This is a genomic window from Paenibacillus marchantiophytorum, assembly GCF_014640555.1.
Taxonomy (GTDB): Bacteria; Bacillota; Bacilli; order Paenibacillales; family NBRC-103111; genus Paenibacillus_E; species Paenibacillus_E marchantiophytorum.
The window spans coordinates 19,528-39,782 of the sequence record NZ_BMHE01000061.1 but is presented as its reverse complement, the minus strand read 5'-3'; the positions used below and the strand labels follow the sequence as shown (position 1 = coordinate 39,782).

At 42.7% G+C, this 20,255-nt stretch carries 22 protein-coding genes and 1 pseudogene; 1 reads left to right on the top strand and 22 read right to left on the bottom strand.

Annotated features, from left to right (window positions below; translation table 11 throughout):
* Positions 1-445: 445 nt before the first annotated feature.
* The 14 genes and pseudogenes from IEY34_RS32195 to IEY34_RS32130 all read right to left on the bottom strand — a co-directional run.
* Positions 446-782, bottom strand: a pseudogene (locus tag IEY34_RS32195) (transposase zinc-binding domain-containing protein); the annotation flags it as partial.
* A 239-nt stretch (positions 783-1,021) separates the two neighbouring features.
* Positions 1,022-1,660 (bottom strand): formylglycine-generating enzyme family protein, encoded by a 639-nt coding sequence (locus tag IEY34_RS32190; RefSeq protein ID WP_189019781.1) that lies wholly within the window; start codon positions 1,658-1,660, stop codon positions 1,022-1,024.
* Positions 1,661-1,731: 71 nt separating this feature from the next.
* Complete coding sequence (locus IEY34_RS32185) at positions 1,732-2,097, bottom strand: DUF4180 domain-containing protein (protein WP_189019779.1); 366 nt, start codon at positions 2,095-2,097, stop codon at positions 1,732-1,734.
* A gap of 39 nt (positions 2,098-2,136) precedes the next feature.
* The gene (locus IEY34_RS32180) at positions 2,137-2,787 is read right to left on the bottom strand and encodes a TetR/AcrR family transcriptional regulator (protein WP_189019777.1); all 651 of its coding nucleotides are present in this window, start codon (positions 2,785-2,787) and stop codon (positions 2,137-2,139) included.
* 581 nt (positions 2,788-3,368) lie between these two features.
* The gene (locus IEY34_RS32175; RefSeq protein ID WP_189019775.1) at positions 3,369-4,223 is read right to left on the bottom strand and encodes a GGDEF domain-containing protein; all 855 of its coding nucleotides are present in this window, start codon (positions 4,221-4,223) and stop codon (positions 3,369-3,371) included.
* Complete coding sequence (locus IEY34_RS32170; protein ID WP_189019773.1) at positions 4,223-6,307, bottom strand: cellulose biosynthesis cyclic di-GMP-binding regulatory protein BcsB; 2,085 nt, start codon at positions 6,305-6,307, stop codon at positions 4,223-4,225. Before IEY34_RS32170 ends, IEY34_RS32175 begins: the two co-directional genes overlap by 1 nt.
* 15 nt (positions 6,308-6,322) lie before the next feature.
* Positions 6,323-7,573 carry a glycosyltransferase family 2 protein gene (locus IEY34_RS32165; protein WP_189019771.1) on the bottom strand — a complete coding sequence of 417 codons (1,251 nt, stop codon included), beginning with the start codon at positions 7,571-7,573 and terminating at the stop codon, positions 6,323-6,325.
* The gene (locus IEY34_RS32160) at positions 7,570-9,132 is read right to left on the bottom strand and encodes a hypothetical protein (protein ID WP_189019769.1); all 1,563 of its coding nucleotides are present in this window, start codon (positions 9,130-9,132) and stop codon (positions 7,570-7,572) included. The genes IEY34_RS32165 and IEY34_RS32160 overlap by 4 nt, the downstream gene beginning before the upstream one ends.
* Before the next feature lie 12 nt (positions 9,133-9,144).
* A complete protein-coding gene (gene wsfD, locus IEY34_RS32155; protein WP_189019767.1) occupies positions 9,145-10,629 on the bottom strand; it encodes a glycan biosynthesis hexose transferase WsfD in 1,485 nt (494 codons plus the stop codon).
* A 15-nt stretch (positions 10,630-10,644) separates the two neighbouring features.
* A complete protein-coding gene (locus IEY34_RS32150) occupies positions 10,645-11,769 on the bottom strand; it encodes a hypothetical protein (protein ID WP_189019765.1) in 1,125 nt (374 codons plus the stop codon).
* Positions 11,770-12,063: 294 nt separating this feature from the next.
* Positions 12,064-12,630, bottom strand: coding sequence for a CBO0543 family protein (locus IEY34_RS32145; RefSeq protein WP_229757940.1), 567 nt, complete (start codon positions 12,628-12,630; stop codon positions 12,064-12,066).
* Positions 12,631-12,788: 158 nt separating this feature from the next.
* Positions 12,789-13,655, bottom strand: a complete 867-nt coding sequence (locus IEY34_RS32140; protein WP_189019763.1) for an SDR family oxidoreductase — start codon at positions 13,653-13,655, stop codon at positions 12,789-12,791.
* A gap of 101 nt (positions 13,656-13,756) precedes the next feature.
* Positions 13,757-14,173 carry an Rrf2 family transcriptional regulator gene (locus IEY34_RS32135; RefSeq protein WP_189019761.1) on the bottom strand — a complete coding sequence of 139 codons (417 nt, stop codon included), beginning with the start codon at positions 14,171-14,173 and terminating at the stop codon, positions 13,757-13,759.
* Positions 14,174-14,227: 54 nt separating this feature from the next.
* A complete protein-coding gene (locus IEY34_RS32130) occupies positions 14,228-14,587 on the bottom strand; it encodes a hypothetical protein (RefSeq protein ID WP_189019758.1) in 360 nt (119 codons plus the stop codon).
* A gap of 223 nt (positions 14,588-14,810) precedes the next feature.
* On the opposite strand from IEY34_RS32130, the gene IEY34_RS32125 reads away from it, so the two are divergent.
* Complete coding sequence (locus IEY34_RS32125) at positions 14,811-15,155, top strand: DUF1904 family protein (protein ID WP_189019756.1); 345 nt, start codon at positions 14,811-14,813, stop codon at positions 15,153-15,155.
* Here the strand turns inward: IEY34_RS32125 and IEY34_RS32120 are convergent.
* The 8 genes from IEY34_RS32120 to IEY34_RS32085 form a co-directional block, all read right to left on the bottom strand.
* Entirely contained in the window at positions 15,148-15,615 is a 468-nt protein-coding gene (locus IEY34_RS32120; protein ID WP_189019754.1) for a CcdC protein domain-containing protein, read from the bottom strand. The two genes, IEY34_RS32125 and IEY34_RS32120, sit on opposite strands and share 8 nt — an antisense overlap.
* Before the next feature lie 177 nt (positions 15,616-15,792).
* On the bottom strand, positions 15,793-16,212 hold the full coding sequence (locus IEY34_RS32115; RefSeq protein ID WP_189019752.1) for a GTP pyrophosphokinase: 420 nt from the start codon (positions 16,210-16,212) through the stop codon (positions 15,793-15,795).
* Positions 16,213-16,227: 15 nt separating this feature from the next.
* Complete coding sequence (locus tag IEY34_RS32110) at positions 16,228-16,485, bottom strand: DUF2164 domain-containing protein (RefSeq protein ID WP_189019750.1); 258 nt, start codon at positions 16,483-16,485, stop codon at positions 16,228-16,230.
* Between the two features lie 6 nt (positions 16,486-16,491).
* Entirely contained in the window at positions 16,492-17,466 is a 975-nt protein-coding gene (locus IEY34_RS32105; protein ID WP_189019748.1) for an acetylxylan esterase, read from the bottom strand.
* 124 nt (positions 17,467-17,590) lie between these two features.
* On the bottom strand, positions 17,591-17,851 hold the full coding sequence (locus IEY34_RS32100; RefSeq protein ID WP_189019746.1) for a hypothetical protein: 261 nt from the start codon (positions 17,849-17,851) through the stop codon (positions 17,591-17,593).
* A gap of 66 nt (positions 17,852-17,917) precedes the next feature.
* The gene (locus IEY34_RS32095) at positions 17,918-18,307 is read right to left on the bottom strand and encodes a DUF1871 family protein (RefSeq protein ID WP_189019744.1); all 390 of its coding nucleotides are present in this window, start codon (positions 18,305-18,307) and stop codon (positions 17,918-17,920) included.
* A 15-nt stretch (positions 18,308-18,322) separates the two neighbouring features.
* Positions 18,323-19,366 (bottom strand): rod shape-determining protein, encoded by a 1,044-nt coding sequence (locus IEY34_RS32090; protein WP_189019742.1) that lies wholly within the window; start codon positions 19,364-19,366, stop codon positions 18,323-18,325.
* Positions 19,367-19,509: 143 nt separating this feature from the next.
* On the bottom strand, positions 19,510-20,220 hold the full coding sequence (locus IEY34_RS32085) for a class I SAM-dependent methyltransferase (RefSeq protein WP_189019740.1): 711 nt from the start codon (positions 20,218-20,220) through the stop codon (positions 19,510-19,512).
* Positions 20,221-20,255: the final 35 nt, after the last annotated feature.

Genomic DNA, 20,255 nt, shown 5'->3' with positions numbered 1-20,255 from the left:
GATCCGCTATTTAAGCGGAACCTGCTGATTCCAACCGGGAAATGGTGCAATAGCGGATCGTAGTTCCCTCTGGCGTGGAATATGGCGGTTTTCGGAATTATAGCGCACTGTAGTTCCCTCTGGATCCCTGTCATGACACATTTTCCTACAATCGCGGCTTGACGTTCCCTTATCTCCGCGCGATTGCAAAGCTAGAGGATCTCATTCTGCCAAATAGCTTGTTTATATCTCCAAACCAGCAGCAATCCGAACACATAAGTACGTTCACAGCTACCTTGTTCTCATCGCATCTCATTACAACTCTTCTCTTCTCTTCTCTTCTCTTCTCTTCTCATCACATCGCATCGAACCCCTCCATCGTGATGGGGCCGCCTAAAACCCAAGCCTGGAGACTGGCGTCAATCTCCAACATTTAAATTCTGGGAAAGCTTCACTCACCCCAACCCAAAAACATGTCTCTTACACCTTCGTCGAAGGGTCAAGATAACATGTCGATGGTTGACTTGACATACGTCCTCAGACAAGACACGGCTCCACTCTTCGGTCTCTCCGCAGGAACAAGTCGTACAGAATCGTCCTTTACAGCGGTAAGGCACTCTACGAATGTCATGACACCCTTCGCAGACAAGGATCTTAAATCCATTCCGAGGATCACCGCAACCACGAAATTTTTGTACCTCTTTTATCACGTTGGGCCGAATATGTTCTTTATTTTTTTCTACAAAGGCATCCCTGTGCCCCCGCTCATCGAAAAAAATCCGCTTTAGTATGTTAGAGTCCATACCTTTAACATACCAAAAAAATTAAATAAGGGTAAGCTTCGCTTACCCAAAAACATATTGTGGCATTCGATCTGTGTATTTCCCATCAGATTCCTTTACAAAATAGCGATAACTTCCATCTTTATCGAAAAAATCATCGTTAAATCACATGATGGTACGTGTTAAAATGTCCTATTTTTCTCAATATGGCTTGTTCTAAACGAGAGCATATCTAATAATAAAATTAGGCATCATGATCTTCATTTAGACCGAGCCAGACGAAATCCCAGATCATCTATACTTAAAGTCGGGTGGCTGCGCCGCCGGCATGTGGCTCCGCATCCCCTCGCCTCCTCGGCCCAACTGCCGCCGCGAAAAATGCGATAAGAGCCATAGACGTTCTCATCGTAAACATCCCAGCACCATTCCCAGACGTTTCCTAACATGTCATACAGCCCCCAGGGATTTGGCTGCTTCTGTCCCACTTCATGGCTAGTTCCCTCTGAATTTTCATTATACCAAGCAATCTGCTCAACTTCTCCATACCTATAACCTGTTGTGCCCGCTTTACAAGCATATTGCCATTCAGCTTCAGAAGGAAGACGATAACCATTCGCTTCCCAATCACAGATAATATCTTCCCCTTGGATCGTATAACTCTCCTTCAATCCTACCCTCTGGGAAAGTAAATTGCAGAAAATAACAGCCTCGTGCCAAGACACATTAACTATCGGCATAGGATCTCTTTCTACTGAGCATGCTGATTCACTAGTGATTGCTGAATACATTCCCGCAGTAACAGGGTAAGGCGCAAGAAGGAAGGGTTGAATGTTCGTCTGCCATATCTTTTTGGTTCTATCGTCCCTTAATTCTACTGCACCGCCTTGAATTGGTATCATCGGATAATCAATATAGCTTTGCGCGGTATTTGGCAATCATCCTTCCTCCTCTTTCATCCTTGTCTGCTGAGCTACATTCTGCTCAATTTCTCAATCGCTTGTTGATCGGTTGACAGGAAAAAAAAGTCCTTCCCCTTATTACTCTCATACATAAAGTCTTTCAAATTCTCACTCGCATAGATAGAAAAATCTCCGACTATGGCTATTTTGGTTTGATAATTAATAAACTTCTGCAAGATCTCACCTGCAAGGCGTGTTTTTAGGTCAAAGAAAGCTTCGCTCAGAACTGATTTAGGCAAAATAATACGGTTGCAACCGACCTCATAATTAACAGTTGCCATAAGGTCCAAGGCCGATTGCACATCCGTTATCAGGATTTCACCACTAGTCACAAGGGCAATTTCCACATCATTTTCTTTGATAGCCGTTATTTTCATAATTTTCCTCCATGTTTTCCATTATCGGTTATTACTTCGCTAACTCTTGATCAGTCTTTGAACATAATCCTCGCCAATATAGCGATTATCTCCCTGATTCATCGGCTGGATATTAGCCACTCTAAAAAAACTTAACCCTACTACCATCGACAAGAGGCCGTATGCTGCGCTTATTGAATCATCAACCTTCATACTTCCCAGCTTGTTGCCGTAATCAAAAATCCTCGCAATACCGTAAATCTCTTCCTGATAAACAGCAGCTACAACTTCTTGTAATTTCTGATCCAAAACAGCTCTCGAGAAGAAATGAAGAAAAAGCTTAGCTTGATCTTCATGCGGGATGAACATGTTCTCAATACCATCAAGATCAGAGACATTGATTGTTCCTTGCACATGATTATTGGGTGGGAGAATATGCTTGAGTGTGAGCTCTATCATCTCATTGGGGGTCATTGTCTGCTGAATTTCGTCATTGATCTTCTTACCGTAGTAAATCAAGAAGGATTTGAAAGCCTCAATTATCAAGCTTTCCTTATTCTTGAAATAGTACGTCACAACTCCCTTAGAGCAGCTTGCATGTTCAGCGACTTTATCCAACGTCATGCCCTCTATCCCATATTTACTAATACAGATGAGAGTTGCATTAATAACCTCTGCCCTGCGTTTAGGTTCCATTCCTACTTTGGGCATGAATAGTGCCTCCACTTCTGATGAAAAGATTCCGCTCATTTATTTATACTGTACGGTCGGAATAAATAAAACTTAACGTTTAGCACGTCGTTTGTCAAGTCAAAACAAAAAAAGCAGCTTTACCGTCCTAAGAGATGAGCGGCTTCATAGCCGTTTTCAACAATTTAGTGGATCCTAGTTCCCCCTTGGGCTTTACAATGACAGAGTGCGTCGTGTGAAAAGGAACTATGATCCGCTAAATGGCGAGAATTGGGGTAAACGTAGCATGAAAGGGAACTCAGATCCGCTATATAAGCGGAAACTGTCCATTCCAACCGGGAAATGGTGCAGTAGCGGATCGTAGTTCCCTTTGAAGCGGAATATTGAGGTTTTCAGAATTATAGCGTACTGTAGTTCCCTCAAACTCGCTATCCTGACACGTTTTGCTTTAATCGCGGCTTGACGTTCCTTTAAATCCTTCCTTAAACTTATACTTTCTCGCTATTATTCTATAAATAAGAGGTAAGCATCGCTCATCCCAAACCCAAAAAACATATAAAGTGTATTAAAAAAAGCTGCCAGAAGGCAGCTAATTTCCTACATCAAACATCATATTCGACCTGTTTCTTAGCCTGTGCAATGAATTCCAGCGGATTCGAGATTTGTTCGGCGTCATAAGCGACGGCACCCATCTTCAGAATCAACTCGACCCGATATTTTTGAGCAAATTCGTCCCGATTCCGTTCGTCGACTCGACTTCTTAGCCGATCGATGACGATCATCGCACCAGGAAGATCTGTGAACAATATCATGCCCCACATCGGATTCTCTTTATTAAGCAAATAGAGAGAATCATTCGTACGAATGCTGATTTGACTCATTTTGGACAGATCATGAACAGCTTCCAGAAGCTGCTCCTCTCCGATCATGCGTCGAATTTCATCCCAGTACTTCACACTAATAACTAGCAAAGTTAAAGGGATATTGTACCGAGCCGATAAAGCCATGAATACCGAGGCATCGCTTTGAAAAGAGAGGGTGTTCTTCAAACTTGTCCTGGCATCAACCGTAGCTAGTGATTCATTCACCTTAACCAACTGTTCATTTTCTTGTTGGAGCTGTCTGTTTCCCAAGGTTAACAACCAAGTTGCCAGGGTAAATAATGGCGTCATTATGAGCCAGAAATAATTCTGTGTCCCAATAAGTCCACCCACCACAACGGTTTGATATAGCGTAAATGTCCCATAACCGAAGATGAACAATATATTCAGAATCAATCCCGTAGTTACACTAGTGAAGTAAGTAACGACAGCGATTAGAAAAGCAAGATTCAAGAAGATGATGTTCTGAATATACAAATTTGGATTGCCAGCCGTGAAGACGATGCTGACAAAACAGGCAAGAATCAACAGCAGGAATGCTCCATCCGATATGACACTGCTTCTAGAGCGCTTCATCAACGATCGCCCCGTTTCTTGTTGTATTTACGAATCATCATGATGAGTGATAAGAGAACCAACAAAGCAACAAGCAGCGCAGCAGTCATGAAGCCGAGCACATCACGGCGTTCAAGTACATCTGTCAGTACGTTCGATGATTCGGCAGCCGTTTCTTTTTTGAAACGGAACGCTTGGATATTGCCATCTATATCCGTCACTACCCCGTCTCCAAACACTTTCCATAACGTGCCTTCCGATCCGATCAGCTTCGATGCCAAATACATGTACTTAGATTCACTGCCGGTTACAGCGAGGAGACCGAAACCGTTCTCGTAAGGCGAATCCAGCAATTGCAGAGTCCCCATGCGTGTGCCGTAACTGGCATCGATGCTCATTTTCTCATTGGAAACAAAGCCGCGGCCGCTCTGATCATAGCGGAAATATAACTTGTTGTTTTGATCACGAATGACCTGATTATCCTTATAGCTGCCGATCGCGATAATTTCCCGTCCTTTTAACTGTTGCGCACTAACATTGTCTTGAAAATAAAGAACTTCACCAGTGTTTGTCTGTGCGTAACGTCCCAATAAATTAAATAAATTGGTTAAGGTTTGATAGATGTACGGATCTTTCTCTTTAGGCAGAACGATAGCTACTTTATTGTAGCTTCCGTCCCTCAGGAACGGATAAGGATAATTATTAAACAAGAGATCTGCTCTATCTTTGGTATTTAGTTGAAGCATGGAATCCTTCTCAATGAAAGCCCACGGCATTTGTCCTTGGTTTTCGAGACAATTTGCATTCTTAAGTTCCAGATCAAAGGCCAGTTTAACCGTAAAATTACCACTGATATTTAACGTTTTGGGGATGATCAAATCCATATGATCGCTGTCAGCAAGTTCCGTAGATAACTTCTTACTGCCGATCGGTGTGTCATTAATCAAAACAGTCACCATGGAGCGGTCGAAATCAAGATTTCTCGCATAGCGATATGTAATCCTTAACTTACTGGCATCCGCGATTGAGCGGTTACCAGGTAGGGAGATAAAATAAGCTTTTTCCTGGTGCCTATCCCCTGTCAGCTTATCTCCGGTTTCTGTCAAAGTCATCGTACGACTCACGCTTACGGTCGGTGTATCCACTTCTGTTGTGCTATCCACAACTTTGCGGTCGGCATCGATTTGACTTAGCAATGTCTGATTCGCAGCCAATCGTCCAGCTTTGATCAACAAGCCTGCATCAGCCGAAGTAATGACTAATATGTCGTGATCTGCTTGCTTAATTAATTGAATCAATGCTGTATTTTCAAGGTTATTCGATTGCACGAGCGACTTCATGTCATCTGGTAGATTATCGAATAGTGACACCAATATTACAGTCTGTTTGCCCTTCACATTGTCTGGACTATACTCGATGAGTGGAATCGCCTTGTCCGTGACTGGATTGGCCTTCGCATACCCGGATAACACATAGGTTGCTGCTTCTAATTCAGACGGATTTCCCGCTTTGGGGACAGCAATCGCATTCTGGCCCTCTTTCACCGTGCCCATGCCAATAAAATGCTGATTAAAATCACGAATGCTTAATTGAATCGATTCCGTTGTATAATTCACTGCGATACGCGAGGTTTTGGCAATTTGCAACCAATTATCCCTTGTGTCTGTTGGAAGGCACGTATTTTGTACGATTGGGGAGTTCGTCTCCAAATGCCCTTGTACCGTTAGTGAATTTACACCTTTCACAATCATGTCAGGTGGAACATGAACGGTTAATTGTTGTCCACCCACAGCCTGTTCGATTGGCCGAAAGGAGTGAAATGGTGTTCCATTAATCAGTAGCGTGAGATTGGAACGCTCATTCTGAGTGAGCTGCGAAACCTTATAATCAAGGTGAACGTCAACACTTGCTATGTGCCAGTAATTCTCAATTTGAAAAAATTGCTGCATATAGGTATTTCCGCCGGATAACGAAGTTTCCGTGAAGTTCGTTTGATACTGCTTCGTTCCCGCGGTTATCTCTTCTGCTGATACTGCCATTGGAGAAACATATTGGCCTATGACCAGTGCGAATAAAACGGCAAGCCCCAGCATTCTTTTCTTCATATCACTCACTCCTAGCTAAAACCTTTCGGTTTTGTACCATTTTGCTTCTCTTTTAAATACTAAATCTTTTAAGTATGTATACATGCCGTAAGCCGCGACGACCATCCACATCTGACAGTACGATACGTACATAAGCATAATAATCCATATATTGGACAGCCTCATCTCTCCTTTTTCAGTGACAAGAGTTATGAAGGTGCCTACTACGAACAGCGTAATCGCAAGTACCCATAAAAAAGAACTGAAACTAGCAATCGTTGTCGTTATATAACCAAGCGCGTGAAGCACAAGAAGTAAATCCGACATCATGAGCGAAGTCAGCAGCAAAAAGTAAATCGAAAGAAAATAAATAATATCGAAGCGGATATTGCGAGCCGATCTTTTGAATAACAACGGCACATTTTTGACGATGACATAAATATTACCTTTGGCCCACCTTGTCCGCTGTTTAAACCAGACTTTGACCGTTTGAGGCTCCTGCTCCCAAGTGACGGATTTGGGCTGGAACTTGATTCGGTAGCCCATCATATAAATGCGAAAACTGATTTCCGTATCCTCCGCGATCGCCTTGACATCCCAACCTCCGATACGCTCGACGATCTCACGCCGCATGATGAAATTCGTGCCCGGAATCGTGCACAGTTTAAACAACTTCCATCTGCCTGCCTGTGCCATCCATTGAAAGGACAAAGTTTCTATATTGATAAAGCGCGTCAACAGATTAGCATCTCGATTGCGTGTGCGGAATTTACCAATCACTGCCCCAAGTGTGGGGTCGTTTGTAATCTCTGAAACTAAATAGAGCAGCGCCTTCTTCTCCGGTGTGTTATCAGCGTCATAGATCGCAATATATTCTCCTTTACTTTTCTGAAAACCGATGTTCAAAGCGTTAGATTTGCCTTTGCCCCCTGTCACAGCATCCGTGTTGATAATCGTCAAGTTCCTCTCCGGGTACTTCGATTGAAGATGTTTAAGCAACACACTGCTGTTGTCGGAGGAATTATCGTTAATAACGATGATCTCATATCGATCATTCGGATAGTCTAAGGCAAGCAAAGATTCGACGGTCTTCATAATCACTTTCCCCTCATTGTGGGCCGGAACCATGATCGAAACGAAAGGCGTTTCACCCTTCAGAGGGGGAATCGGTTTATTTTCAATTTCAATGTAGTACAGGTAACCGGCGACAATGAGAACAACATTCACAAGGAGCAATGACCAGATACAAATGACCGAGATTAACATGAGGATGTCTGCAATTGTCATAGCTGTCTCCCCGTATGCGTGTATTTTCGTTTGTAGAGACGGTACCCGATAAATAAAAAAGCGCTGAAAATGAGAAGCGTTGAGGCGATTAAAATAATGAATACTTTATTTTGTACAGAAAACAAGTTTGTTAAACTTTTCTTGCCTTCTTGGACATAAGCATGATCCGCTGAGATGTCTTTGAGAACACTATTTAACAAAATGGTTTGCCCGTTAATGTGAAGCTGCCCCTTGCCCGATCCCATTTCATTCACTTGCGTTCGAACCGTGTGGTCCTCATATTTGTAATCAGAAAATAACGTCCAATCTTGGATCAAAGATGACATCAGGGTATCAAGTTTCTTATTGTTATCGGGGAATGCATAAACAAGTGCAGCGTCCATCGGCAGTGGTTCCAAAATTTGACCTTGGGCTACATAGGATTTCAAAACATCGGCTGGAATCGTGTAGACGGAAGAACCGAAAGCTTGTGATTTGTCAGTCCTCGCACGGTACATGACATGCTCGTTTGGAAACAGGATGCTAGAATCAAAATAAGACAAGCCATTGACTGCATAATGATCGTCATAGGTCCAATACATTTCAGACCCTATTCCGAGCGGGACAATACCGTATCCTGCCAAAGCATCAAGAAATGAGCTCATTTCCGATTTCAAAACGGTGATATCCTGGCTGATCGTAGAAGCAACAACTGGAGCGTTCACAACGATGCTGCCATTTCGGGACTGCACATGTTTTAACGTTTCGAGGTAACGCTGCGCGGCTGGATAATCAAGATTGCTAAGAACCGGCTGCACATTGGCTATGAACGGGATGCCTGCCTCATACAAGCGATCGGCCAATTCATCCAACAAGGCCAAGTTCGAGAAGGGATAGATCTCATCCAGCAGCAAGTAAAGTTGATGATTCGACTTTACTGACAGCCAATCTCTCAATAAATAGGCCGCGGCTAATTCAGTCAAATTGCCTTTTACCATATAGGGAATATAACCGTACTTTCCATTGGAAACGGCGTAGGGCGCAGCTGATTTTAGCTTGTCTGACGTCAAACTGCCATAGGCCTTACCCGTATACTTGGTTACATAGGAAATTCCATTAACCATTATCGCTTTTTGACTCAGCTGTCCAATCTTCAGGCTTGCAATGTCCTGCTCTACGTTCTGTTCATCGAGTCCTAATGCCTGCTGAACATTCATGGGAACTTGATTCCCGATATGCAGGAAGTCTCCCTGATAGTTACCCAAATCCTGCTTGTAACTATCAGGTATTTGAAATAAATCGTCCGCATTGCGTACTGAAATAACCTTGGTGTAATTCATCAGCATCCCTGCTTGATATTGATCGTAAGAATGCACGGTAACTTGAGTTCCAAAAGAAGCCAGCAAGCGTTCAAGCGCCTCGACATTACCTTCCTTTGGCGTACTGATCGCTGCACTGTCGTAAAGTAAAAGTACGGAATCCGGCTTAGGCGTATTAGCTGCATCAGCTTTTGAATAGGGTAATCCTGCAAGTACAATCATAAGTAGGAGTCCTAGTAGAAAGATTCGCCGATTCTGCATCTCGTCCCCTCCTTAGCTTTCGTCGGTCTCTAGTTCGTTAATGGGTTCGTTGTTCCAGAGCCGTTTGGCCAATACATCGACAACTGTCAATAAAGACACCAAATCAAAGGTTAATGTAAACAAAAATTCGTGCTTTGATAGATCCGCGTCACCTGCCCCGATAATCGAAACGAAAATACCAGACAATCCCATCAGAATCATCATCACAATTAACGGGAGTCTCAGAGCGCTCCTCCATTGACGTTGACGGATAGCAGCAACGAATGCTGGTGTGTACAACCCCAAGACAATCAGAATCCAGAGAATGATGAATCCGAAAGTTTTGGGTGAAAGGGCGTCTTTCAATAGGCTATATCCTGAAAAAAAGACGGTCTGCGCGCCGAATGATTTTCCAACCGACTGCTCGTAATTCCCCATTGCTTTGGGTCTGATGGTGAATCCATCACGAGCGGCCAGATTGAGCATGTTCCCCGCTTGATCAGGATGAGACAGATAGTACGACAATATCGATCCAAATCCATACTTGCTGTAGAAATTGTCTTGCAGCATCTTGGAATTAACATCAACCGAAGCGTACGGATTATAGTACAAACTTCCATTTAGAACCGCATATTGCTTATTAATGCCAAAGGTTTCCAACGTCTTCTCCGGATTAACGGAATCCATAAGCACCCCGCGAGTCATCGCATGGTACTTGTTAATATTGACAAACTCTTTGGGAATAAGGACGTAAGTACCAATCCCCACACCAAGCATGACAAAGAGTGAGATTAGGGTAACGATTCGATAACTTCGCTTTTTGCGAATATAGATAATGAAAATGCCTAGAACAGCCGTTATGATGCCGACCGGAGCATTCTGCTGCTTACTTGTCGTTAAAGCGATAGCGCTTAACACAAATACAGCTAACAAGACGTAGTCGTTATATCTTTTCCGATATAATAGCAACCCCGCGGCGAACAGGAGTACCGTCATAAGGAGTACGACACTTTCACTATAAAAGGAATTAAAGTAGGCCGTATAACCCGTGTCACCCAAAATAAAAATAGCAATGACTGCGATGAGATAACCTTTCTTTTTGGATATTTTCCAGGTCAGCGCCTCCACCAACAAATAAACAGCGATTACATAGAGCACTAGATATAGCATGGCTTGATAACGAATATCAAAGTTCTGCGCATCATGGAAAATGTGATTCACATACATGGAGGCCTTGATAAACAAAGATTGAGAGGAGTATAGAGTTGCGCCATTCTCGTTATAATATTGATAGATTCCGTAATTTTTCACGAAAAAACCAAGATACTGGCTGTTATAGTTGGGATCGTTGAAGTAGAGTCCGTTACTGTATAAAATCCGAAAAAAGTCGCCGTTATCGGCCATCCCGATATAAGGTTGCATAAAAAGTGCGACAGCTGAGATCAGCATCACACAAGCAGCGGCGAAAGCAGCAGGTGACAGGTAACGAAGTACCCCTCGCATAACGCTGCTGTTCATCACATCCCCTCCCTCCTAGTTAGCTAACGCTAGTAAAGCCATCAGATTATCAAAGGAGTAAGCTTGTTGAACCTGCGTATCTCCGAATCCGCCATATATGGGGCTTTGTTGATCCAAAATTTGAAACTCATTCATTCTTTGAATACTAGTTTCATACAATTCCTTATCCCCAATAATAGAACCTAGAATGGCTGCCATCGCATAAATGGCTGTAGACCTTACATCGTTCAAAGGCTTTCCTTCTACCGAGTATTGACCAACCAAAGTTCCGGCTTTCACTTGTTCTTTTACAAATTGAATACTTGCGTCTTTCTGCTGCCCAACTTCTGCCAAATTCAAAATGGTCAACAAGGACTCTACCGTATTGATATTTTCCGATTGGTAAGCGCGCGTTTTGTAATCATATCGTGTTTGATAAAAGGGAAACTCATCGGACAAGTAACCCTCCTTGGCAATCTTAAGCATGTTTGATTCCAGGTTGGATTTATTGGCTTTAGGTACTTCGAGCAGCTTCAAAGATAGGGTATCTATGTAGCATAAGGTAATGAAGGTATTCCTCATTTTGTAGGTTTCATCATAGAAATCATACAACTGGTCATTTGCGATATTGTTTTGGTAAAATCGTTTCCCGTAAGCCTCTAACTCCGCTTTATAGCCATCCGTATGGAACATAAGTGAAGCTTCGGCCAACGCCCGAATAATTCGCAGATCATCTACTGAGGCATTAAGTGTAAATTTTTTCTGCAACTTAGGGCTATAGCGATAACTAAAACCCGTTGACAGATCAAAAGTTTGTTTCACAAGCTGCCACTGCTCATCGAATCGCTCTTTCTGACCTGTTAAGGCATAATATCTCATCAAGAGACCAGCAGATTCACTCAACACTTCGTGACCTGTTGCCGCTTCGCTCGTTTGATCTGTTTCTAGTAGATTGGTATAGACACCATAACTACCAGTAAGTTTTTTTGTAATAAATTGATACAAAATGTCACGATTTTGAGTGACCTGTAGCTGCTCGCCGTACGAGTGTTTGACGTTCTTAGCATCCAGCCGTTTAGCAGTCGAACCATCCGCCTGACAAGCTGTAAGCAGCAAAAAAAGGACTACACTGCTGCAGAGCAAGTAACGTCTCTTAATCATAATAACCTCCTTTACCCAACCGCAAACATTTCATTTATCGAATGCTTTCGCATAAAATTGTCCTTACTATTATAAATGATTTAGGTCTTAAAATCGAATTTTGTCTATTAAAAGATGCCTCATACACATTCTAAACATTCAGTTTTAGTTTATCACACAATCCTCTTTGAATCGGCAGGTAATTACTGTAAAAAGAAACAAAAATTTTCTTCAATAAGCTACCCAATCCTGAATTTCTTCCAATGACAAAAAAGAGACCCACAGCAACAGGCTGTGGGTCTCAAGGATATTTGATCAATGTCTATATGCCTGAGCGGGATTCGAGTTGTCAACCGAATTGGACATCATCATATGCGTTGGTAGAACGGGTTCTTTTCTATGCGCCATAGCTGGCAGCGTTTGGGATGGAAGCATTCGTCTTACAAGCCCAACGAACCCCCTAATGGTGAATAAGGTGAAATTAATCGAAGCGAACGTATGGAAAACGGACCACGACTTCCAATTAAACAACTTCGTTTTCTTCTCCAAAGCCCACTGCAGCAGAGACATCGGGACACTGAAATATAAACTTCTTATCATCAACTCACGAGGCTTACTGTGATAGGTATATCTGACCCAGATCACACTTAGCAGGGGATAAAACAATAAATCATACAGCACATTGGTGTCAAAAGTTTTGGAGAACGGTCTTACGGGATAAGAAATTCTCTTCCTTTTAATAAAATACGAATCCATTGAAGTCGATAGTACCCCTTTTGCAAAGAAAATGGTTAAGTACATTAATAGATTTTTTCTTTTCAAAATAAATGGCATTGAAGCCATTGAAGTCAGGAATAAAGTCCTTAGCAGCCATTTCTCCACTTTCCTTGCCTCCTCATGGTTGTCCTACTTCATCACGACGACGATCTCTTCGGACATAATATTCCCCAGAGGTTTCAACTCAATTCCTAAAAAAAACTGCCCAGAAAGCCAAAATGATGGCAGAAAGGGCAGCTCTCTTCAATTAAATAGCAATTTAATTAGGCATTCAGATTGGCAACGATTTCCTTAATCACTTCTTGCAAAGGAGTTGCTTTACGACCAAGCAAAGTCTCAAGATCCGAGCTAGTTACATCCAATACTCCATCTCGAATTCCATTTTGAATCGCTACTAGGATAGGAACAACCGGTTCTGGAACCCCTGCTCCGGCCATAATCGCGCCATAAGTTTCATCATCTACTTGCTGGACCTGAACTTCACGATTGAGTGCCTCTCCCAGAATTTTTGCCAAATCCGCATGTGAGATAGGTGCGCCTGACAGCTCATATATCGTGTTCTCATGCCCGCTGCTTGCCAATACTTGAGCTGCAGCTTGCGCATAATCGCCGCGGGAAGCCCAGCCTACTTTCCCTTCACCCGCTGATGTGACTAATGGCGCTCCAGCTAAGATTCCTTGAATCGTGCCTACTTCATTCTCGATGTACCAGTTATTTCGAAGAAAAGCGTACGGAATGCCGGTTTTACGAATGGCGTCTTCTGTCGCACGATGTACGGGTGCTAGAAAAAGTGAAGTTTCTTCCGCATTTGTCACACTTGTATAAGCAATGAAACCTACTCCTGCCCGCTGCGCTGCTGAAACCGCTGCTTGATGCTGGCGAATTCTTGTTTCATTATCGCCTTGCGTGGATACGATAAGTAAACGATCTATGCCAGTGAAAGCTTCATCCAAAGTTCTCGGTTGATCAAAATCGCCATGGCGTACGTCTACGCCGCGAGTACGCAAGTCAGCCGCTTTCTCCGTGTCTCTCACACTGACAGCTAAGCTTTCTGCCGGTAATGTCGCAAGTAAAGCCTCAACCACTTTTGCTCCCAATTGTCCTGTCGCACCTGTTACCAAAATTTTCATTGTAATTCCTCCTATGATGAATAAGTATGATAGAACAACTTTAGTTATAACTATTTCAGTTACAACAAATATATAAAAATTAGCTCATTGAAGAGCTATTTTTATTTAAACTTAGTGATCAATTGTGCCAGTGTTACTTGACCTAGACGCTGCTCCATAGCTGCTTGAGCATCCCTTAATTCCGCACGAAGCGCGGCTTCAATGTTGCTCCCCACCAGACAATTGGGATTAGGATGATTGTGGAAATTAAACAATTCCCCATTCTCAATGACTTCAACTGCCCTGTACACATCTAGCAATGTAATCTGATCAGCAGGCTTACGCAACGAAGTTCCGCCTACCCCTGCTCTGACTTCTACAAAACCGGCTTTCTTCAATAGACCGATAATTTTACGAATAATAACTGGGTTCGTATTCACACTGCCTGCAATGAAATCGCCTGTACATTCCGAAGGAATCGTCGCAACTAGCGACAGGATATGAACCGCGATAGAAAAACGACTGCTAATTTGTTTCATGTCATCACCCACCGGTTGTAACCAGTATAGTTCTAACCATTCAAAAAGTCAAACCTAACTTCTTGGCCGCTTAGTTAGATGCTCGATAATTTGATTTGAGGTCCCCACAGGATCTTCCGTTTGAAAAACAACTTTGCCGAATTCATGCTGCTCTAGCTCGATTGAAACAACATCTTTATGATTTTCATAAGAAATAAAGCACCATCTGTCTCCAATTAAGAAGCGGCCTTCCCTGATATCCGCAATCGATGTGCCTATCCGGAACTGAAACATCGAAATTTTAGAATCATCTACGGTTACTTGCTTGATCTGCGAATAAGGTATTTCAACACGGCGTCTCAAAGCAGCAGCACTGACAATTCCTGATAAATGCAAAATTAACGTATCCTCTGTAAATTCAATCGTTCTAGACATTGAACTACCTCCTAATGACCTCATCTATTTGGTAAAAATCATGATGCATGTTCCCTCTTTCTTATGGAAACACCTATAATACGTATGAGTAAGTCAGATCGTTCAATGTCTATCTATCTATGAATGAGATTGATTTCATCTAATATCGATTTTGTTTTTCCTCCTAATTTTCTTTAAACTTAATAAATTCGCTTGCTAACACATTGTAAAGAAGGATACAACGATGCCTTTTCTCAGATTCAAAGGTTTTCCAAAGGATTTTATTACCTCAGTTTCATCCATTATGATTCAGGAATTCTCCAAGCTTACAGGTGTGCTTCCAGAGAAAGTAAAAATTGAACTTCTTCATATTGAACAAATCAACAACTCTCCGCTGTCATTGGAAATCCTTATGTTTCCGAGAGATCAGGAGTTGCATGATGATATTGTACAAGCCCTCTATCGTATTTTGGATGAACATGGGTACGGCGATGTGCATATCTTTTTCATTCTATTGTCCCCCCATTTATATTACAAAGAAGGACAACCGCTCAAAACAAATCCTTCTGAGCATATTTCAATTACGTAGCAAGGCTTTGCGAAACACGGCGAAATTTACTGAAGGTAACCATGCGCCAGACTGCGATGTAACTTAACGTTACCAAATTAAAGAAGAAAGCAAGCGTTGAAGCATCCATATTCGTTATCGTCTCCATGAGCACGAATCGGAATGCAAAGATCGCGATCAGAATCACAATGACTGCTTTGCTTCGTCTGAAATAAGTGCCATCTGCTTTTACTTCAAACTTGGTTGTCATAATAAGTGGAATAGCAACGACGATGCCAATGGCTAACGCCGTAATGACTTGAATGCTTTGTATGTGTAATTTCGGATCAAACAATTGAAACAGAGAAGTAGAAATATACAGAATGGGCAATAATAGAGGTGTGCCTGATCTTTTAATCGGTTTTTGAGTGCCGCGGAATTGGCCACGAAGGATCAAAATAAAAATCAAAATGGAGATACTTAGGGATACAGTTGAGTTCATGTTATTTCCTCCTAAAAGTTGTTCTTGCTATAAGTTAAGTATCACTCATTTAGGATTTAACCAACAGTGAACATAGTAACCAAACAGAGATGACTTATGTCATGTTAAAAAGCACCGGTCAGTTAGAAGAACTTCCTTCTGATAGACCGGTGCTTTCATGGTTAATGCCTACTTACTTTAGAATCGGAGAGCCGCTATAGCCTGTTTGTATGTATCCATTCGCTCATAGTCAGAATCTGTAGGGTTAGGAATTCGACTTATATTGCTATTGTCTTCTAGATCCAATAATTTGACTTGTGTCGCGAGCGGATTCAATTTAATCCGTTGGATGAATTGCGCGTAGGATTCATCCGCTCTTCTTGTTAAGCAATCCAGCGCCTCAATGATGGATGAGGAAAACCCTTCTTTTTTCAAATCAAACAAGGTGATGTCTGAGTCTTCCACGACATCATGCAAAACAGCTACGATCGATTCTTCTGTTGTCTCCGCCTTGCTGGCCAACCTGATCGGATGCAGAATGTAAGGATTGCCTCCTTTATCCGTTTGACCATCATGAGCCTTAGCTGCGATGAAAATTGCTTTGGTTAACGTACTCATGCTGCTATCTCTCCATTATCTTCGTTTCGTTTGTAGCGGTTTCTCAATCGCATGAAGATCATCTTCTAAAGCAACCATCTTATCACCAACAAGTTTCAATGCATCTTGAATAGCTTGATTATATATATAAGGTCCGATTTCTGCGATCATATAATCCAACAGAAATTCTGCGGAAAGTGCGCCGATTTCTTCTGATCTCTCCTCATAAAAGTACGTCTGAACACGACTAATGAGTTGATCCTTCTGCTCTTTTTCCAACTTCAATTTCAACAAGGGGACTCACTCTCCGTCTTTTACATTCCCTTCTAAAGCCCATTTCTTAGCAACGAAATCCAGCATTAACCGGTTATGATGACTCGTCACCATATGGCCTGTGAACGGGTAGGCATGTATGTATTTTTCACTTGGTATGCGTTTGTATACGGGATAAATCGTTTCTGGCAAACAGATGGTGTCCTTGAGTCCAACAGACATGAGAATCGGTGTGCGAATACGTTCAGCCAAATTCAACATGTCGAAGTAACTAAGCGTTGCCAGAACTTGATCCAGCTTATCCGGATTATGTTCGATGTATTGCGCGACCTCCGTCAAGGAGCCTGTTGAATTCAGCGCACCATGGTCGAGATGACACATGTTGGGGACGTTCGCTAGGGTAAGGGATGCTTTATCGCTTAATGCTGCTGTGAGGAGGACAAGTCCACCACCTTGACTGCCGCCAACAAGTCCGATTTTAGCGGTATCAATCTCTGGTTGTTCATACACCCAATCCACAGCCTTAAGGCTGTCCACCGCAATCGCTTTATAGTAACAGGTCTCTTTGTCCAGAATTCCTTGGGTAATCCATCCTTTTGTCATGCCTGACGTTTGTGGAAGATGATTGCCTGTATCGCCTCCCTGTCCTCGGACATCCACGGCGAAGACAGCAATCCCCATTAATAACCACTGGCCATAATCTTCCGGGCTCCCGCTTCCCCCTGAATATCCTGGATAGATAATTACACAGGGCAGCTTTCCAGTTGCGAAAGTGGGTACCAAGAACCAGCCATGAATCAGAGTATCATCATAACCCTCATAAGTTACACGATAGGAATTCACATAGCGCAGGGGGCTCGGTTGCTGTATGCGGCTGCCATTCAATGGTCTTGCTTTACCTTCTTCCAGCGTTCTAAGCCAAAACTCATCGAGATCTTCTCTTGCTGTCAGAGGGGGATTGAGCAATAACAGCTCATCTATTCGTTTCTGAATTGCATTCAAGTGGTTCGTCAACCTCTTTCCTGGGCAAATTTCACTTCCTACTCATTTTACCAAGTTTCGGAAAGACGGTAAAATAAAAAAAACCGCGCAATGGTAATTACCCATAGCACGGTTGTAAGACAGCTTAATTATACGTAATCTTGAGTTCTAACTCAGCAGCCCGGATTAACGCGCCATCGGAGAATTTGGGCTTCTTGTATCTAGTTTCGAATTCTTCCTTCGTCAAAGGAACCCATATGAAATCTTTGTTTTGATAGATCCATGTTTTCTTGCCCCAGTCGACATGAATGGTCCGATTCGAAACTTTCTTGACGACACCAATTTCAATAATGACACCGGTTTTACCGAATAGTTTCGCACAGTATTTGTTCAGCATTTCACTCATTGCAACACCCCATTTCACTAGCTTTCGCTCTATTCTCTTATAAATGTCAGGTTATTGCAATAGAAATCACCCTAGTGAATGACTGTCCTGCAGGGAATGAATCATCGCTGCTGCAATTTCCAAGCAGGCTTCCTCGTCTTGAAATTCATCAAGGAACGACCGCCGAAACACCTTCTGGATTTCCTTGCTAAGAGATTGCGAATTCAGATCTTGGAGATGCTTTGTTATAAAAATGGTAATCGTACGGGCTTCCCCTTCATACTCATCGTCAAGACTATGCTCATCCAGTAGTCCAATAGGATCCCATGCATCGATAATTTGTGTCACCCTATTCATGATAGGTGTCGGGTCATAAGTAAGCGAAAGCAAATAGGCATTCTCCTTGAGAATCTCCCTTTTTATGCTCCACATCATATAATTCATTCGGGTCTGCTCAGAAACTGCTCTGAATTTCAATGGAAAAAGCCTCCTTTATTGGACGCTTTCCCGATCCTCTTCCATCACTTTCATAGACCGGTCAGTAATCGCCCCATTGAAGTTTATCATTTTCCCTGTCCCTAGAGCAATACAAGCCATTGGATCTTCGGCTAGATGAACGGGCACGCCCAACTCTAGCTGTAATCGCTTGTCTAATCCTTCTAATAGAGCGCCTCCACCGCAAAGCAAAATGCCTTGTTCCATCACATCACCGGCAAGCTCCGGCGGACATTTCTCCATGGCTAAACGGATGCACTCCAGTAACGATTGCATGAAATCATCCAGAATATCATAAATTTCATTCGATGAAATGGTCATACTAATAGGCAATCCTTCCATTAGGTCACGCCCACGGATGTTCATTTGGATATCCTTAACTGGCATCATAACCGCCGCAACCGTCTTCTTAATATCCTCAGCGGTACGTTCACCAATGATAATGTTATAGGTTCGCTTCACATATTCAATGATATCTTGATCAATTGACATACCGCCACGGCGGATAGCTTCACTTACAACAATGCCACCAAGTGAAATGATAGCAACCTGGCTAGTTCCACCACCGATATCAAGCACCATACTCCCGATCGGTTCCTCAACAGGCAGCCCAGCGCCCATAGCTGCAGCAAGCGGCTCTTCCACTGTTGCTGAACGTCTTGCACCTTTGTGGACGATCATTTCTTCCACAGCACGTTTCTGCACATTTGTAATGCCGCAAGGGACAGAAATCAAGACATGAAAGCTGCGAAACCAACGAAAACCACTTTTTATTTTGCCGATAAAATATTTAAGCATCGCTAAGGTCATATCGAAATTAGCAATGACACCATCCTTCAACGGATAGATGACCTCTACATTCGCAGGTGTTCTCCCGATCATTTCATAAGCTTCCTGACCAAAAGCCTTAATTTCTCCCGTATCCGTTTGGATGGCGACGACAGACGGTTCTTGCAGAACGATACCTCTGCGTTGTTGGTAAATCAGCGTATTACAGGTGCCCAAATCAACACCGAACAGTTCTTCCATTCTCTTTAACATGACTCGCTCCTTCTCGCTGTTTCATAGACATTGCCCATAGTAGCGGTATATTAGTTGATTATGTATGGACTGCATACCCAATAGTTGTTCGCATTTCGTTTCCATTCTACGGGGGTATTATAAAACTTTGTGCATCGCAATATCTAGTTTACTCGGCGTGCAACATACGTTATACAATCACTTTTGAGCAGCACGGGGCGTTCATTACGCTCAATTGTAAACTCTAATTGCTTGACTGTCGTATAACTAATGTCCCAACCCTGATAGGCCTCGGCGAAGATATTTGCGGCCTTTTCCGTTGCCAGATTCACTTCCATCATCGGTTCAAGCAAGCTGCCTGACAACAAATCTATCTCCTGACAATTGGTATTTACGATAAGACAGTTAATGCCATTAACTTTCGTACCGCACACCATTTTCCGAATGACATCCGTAAATATCTGTTCAGATGCCACATGCTCCAAGGAAGAAACGGTAATTATGTAGTCAAATCCCTCTGGCTTGATCTCATAATCTCCAATATCTGATAAGTGCGTGCTGATATAAGAATTCACACCATATGTATCGCTATACTCTTTCAACTTCTCAAGGGCTTGCTCAAGAATATCCACGCATACGACTTGTCCACTTCGAGATTTCAATGATTGAGCGATTGGAATGCTATTGCGGCCTACACCGCTGCCAAGATCAAGCACAGATAATTCCTCATACGCATCAAAAGCCTTTAAAGTATCCATAACCGTTATGACAGGCTTGTTCAACCATGATCCGGGTTCAAATAACTGATGCTGCTCGTAACAGGCTTCATGATATTTCCTTTCCTCATCTCTAATCATGAGAATGCGTTCATCCATTGTAAATTCTCCTATTCTATGACAAGCAAGGTCAA

What these genes read in the sequence shown, in the direction of transcription:
- IEY34_RS32190 (WP_189019781.1), bottom strand. Translation starts at nt 1,660, where the DNA reads ATGATACCAATTCAAGGCGGTGCAGTAGAATTAAGGGACGATAGAACC.
- IEY34_RS32185 (WP_189019779.1), bottom strand. Translation starts at nt 2,097, where the DNA reads ATGAAAATAACGGCTATCAAAGAAAATGATGTGGAAATTGCCCTTGTG.
- IEY34_RS32180 (WP_189019777.1), bottom strand. Translation starts at nt 2,787, where the DNA reads ATGCCCAAAGTAGGAATGGAACCTAAACGCAGGGCAGAGGTTATTAAT.
- IEY34_RS32175 (WP_189019775.1), bottom strand. Translation starts at nt 4,223, where the DNA reads ATGAAGCGCTCTAGAAGCAGTGTCATATCGGATGGAGCATTCCTGCTG.
- IEY34_RS32170 (WP_189019773.1), bottom strand. Translation starts at nt 6,307, where the DNA reads ATGAAGAAAAGAATGCTGGGGCTTGCCGTTTTATTCGCACTGGTCATA.
- IEY34_RS32165 (WP_189019771.1), bottom strand. Translation starts at nt 7,573, where the DNA reads ATGACAATTGCAGACATCCTCATGTTAATCTCGGTCATTTGTATCTGG.
- IEY34_RS32160 (WP_189019769.1), bottom strand. Translation starts at nt 9,132, where the DNA reads ATGCAGAATCGGCGAATCTTTCTACTAGGACTCCTACTTATGATTGTA.
- wsfD (WP_189019767.1), bottom strand. Translation starts at nt 10,629, where the DNA reads ATGAACAGCAGCGTTATGCGAGGGGTACTTCGTTACCTGTCACCTGCT.
- IEY34_RS32150 (WP_189019765.1), bottom strand. Translation starts at nt 11,769, where the DNA reads ATGATTAAGAGACGTTACTTGCTCTGCAGCAGTGTAGTCCTTTTTTTG.
- IEY34_RS32140 (WP_189019763.1), bottom strand. Translation starts at nt 13,655, where the DNA reads ATGAAAATTTTGGTAACAGGTGCGACAGGACAATTGGGAGCAAAAGTG.
- IEY34_RS32135 (WP_189019761.1), bottom strand. Translation starts at nt 14,173, where the DNA reads ATGAAACAAATTAGCAGTCGTTTTTCTATCGCGGTTCATATCCTGTCG.
- IEY34_RS32130 (WP_189019758.1), bottom strand. Translation starts at nt 14,587, where the DNA reads ATGTCTAGAACGATTGAATTTACAGAGGATACGTTAATTTTGCATTTA.
- IEY34_RS32125 (WP_189019756.1), top strand. Translation starts at nt 14,811, where the DNA reads ATGCCTTTTCTCAGATTCAAAGGTTTTCCAAAGGATTTTATTACCTCA.
- IEY34_RS32120 (WP_189019754.1), bottom strand. Translation starts at nt 15,615, where the DNA reads ATGAACTCAACTGTATCCCTAAGTATCTCCATTTTGATTTTTATTTTG.
- IEY34_RS32115 (WP_189019752.1), bottom strand. Translation starts at nt 16,212, where the DNA reads ATGAGTACGTTAACCAAAGCAATTTTCATCGCAGCTAAGGCTCATGAT.
- IEY34_RS32100 (WP_189019746.1), bottom strand. Translation starts at nt 17,851, where the DNA reads ATGAGTGAAATGCTGAACAAATACTGTGCGAAACTATTCGGTAAAACC.
- IEY34_RS32090 (WP_189019742.1), bottom strand. Translation starts at nt 19,366, where the DNA reads ATGTTAAAGAGAATGGAAGAACTGTTCGGTGTTGATTTGGGCACCTGT.
- IEY34_RS32085 (WP_189019740.1), bottom strand. Translation starts at nt 20,220, where the DNA reads ATGGATGAACGCATTCTCATGATTAGAGATGAGGAAAGGAAATATCAT.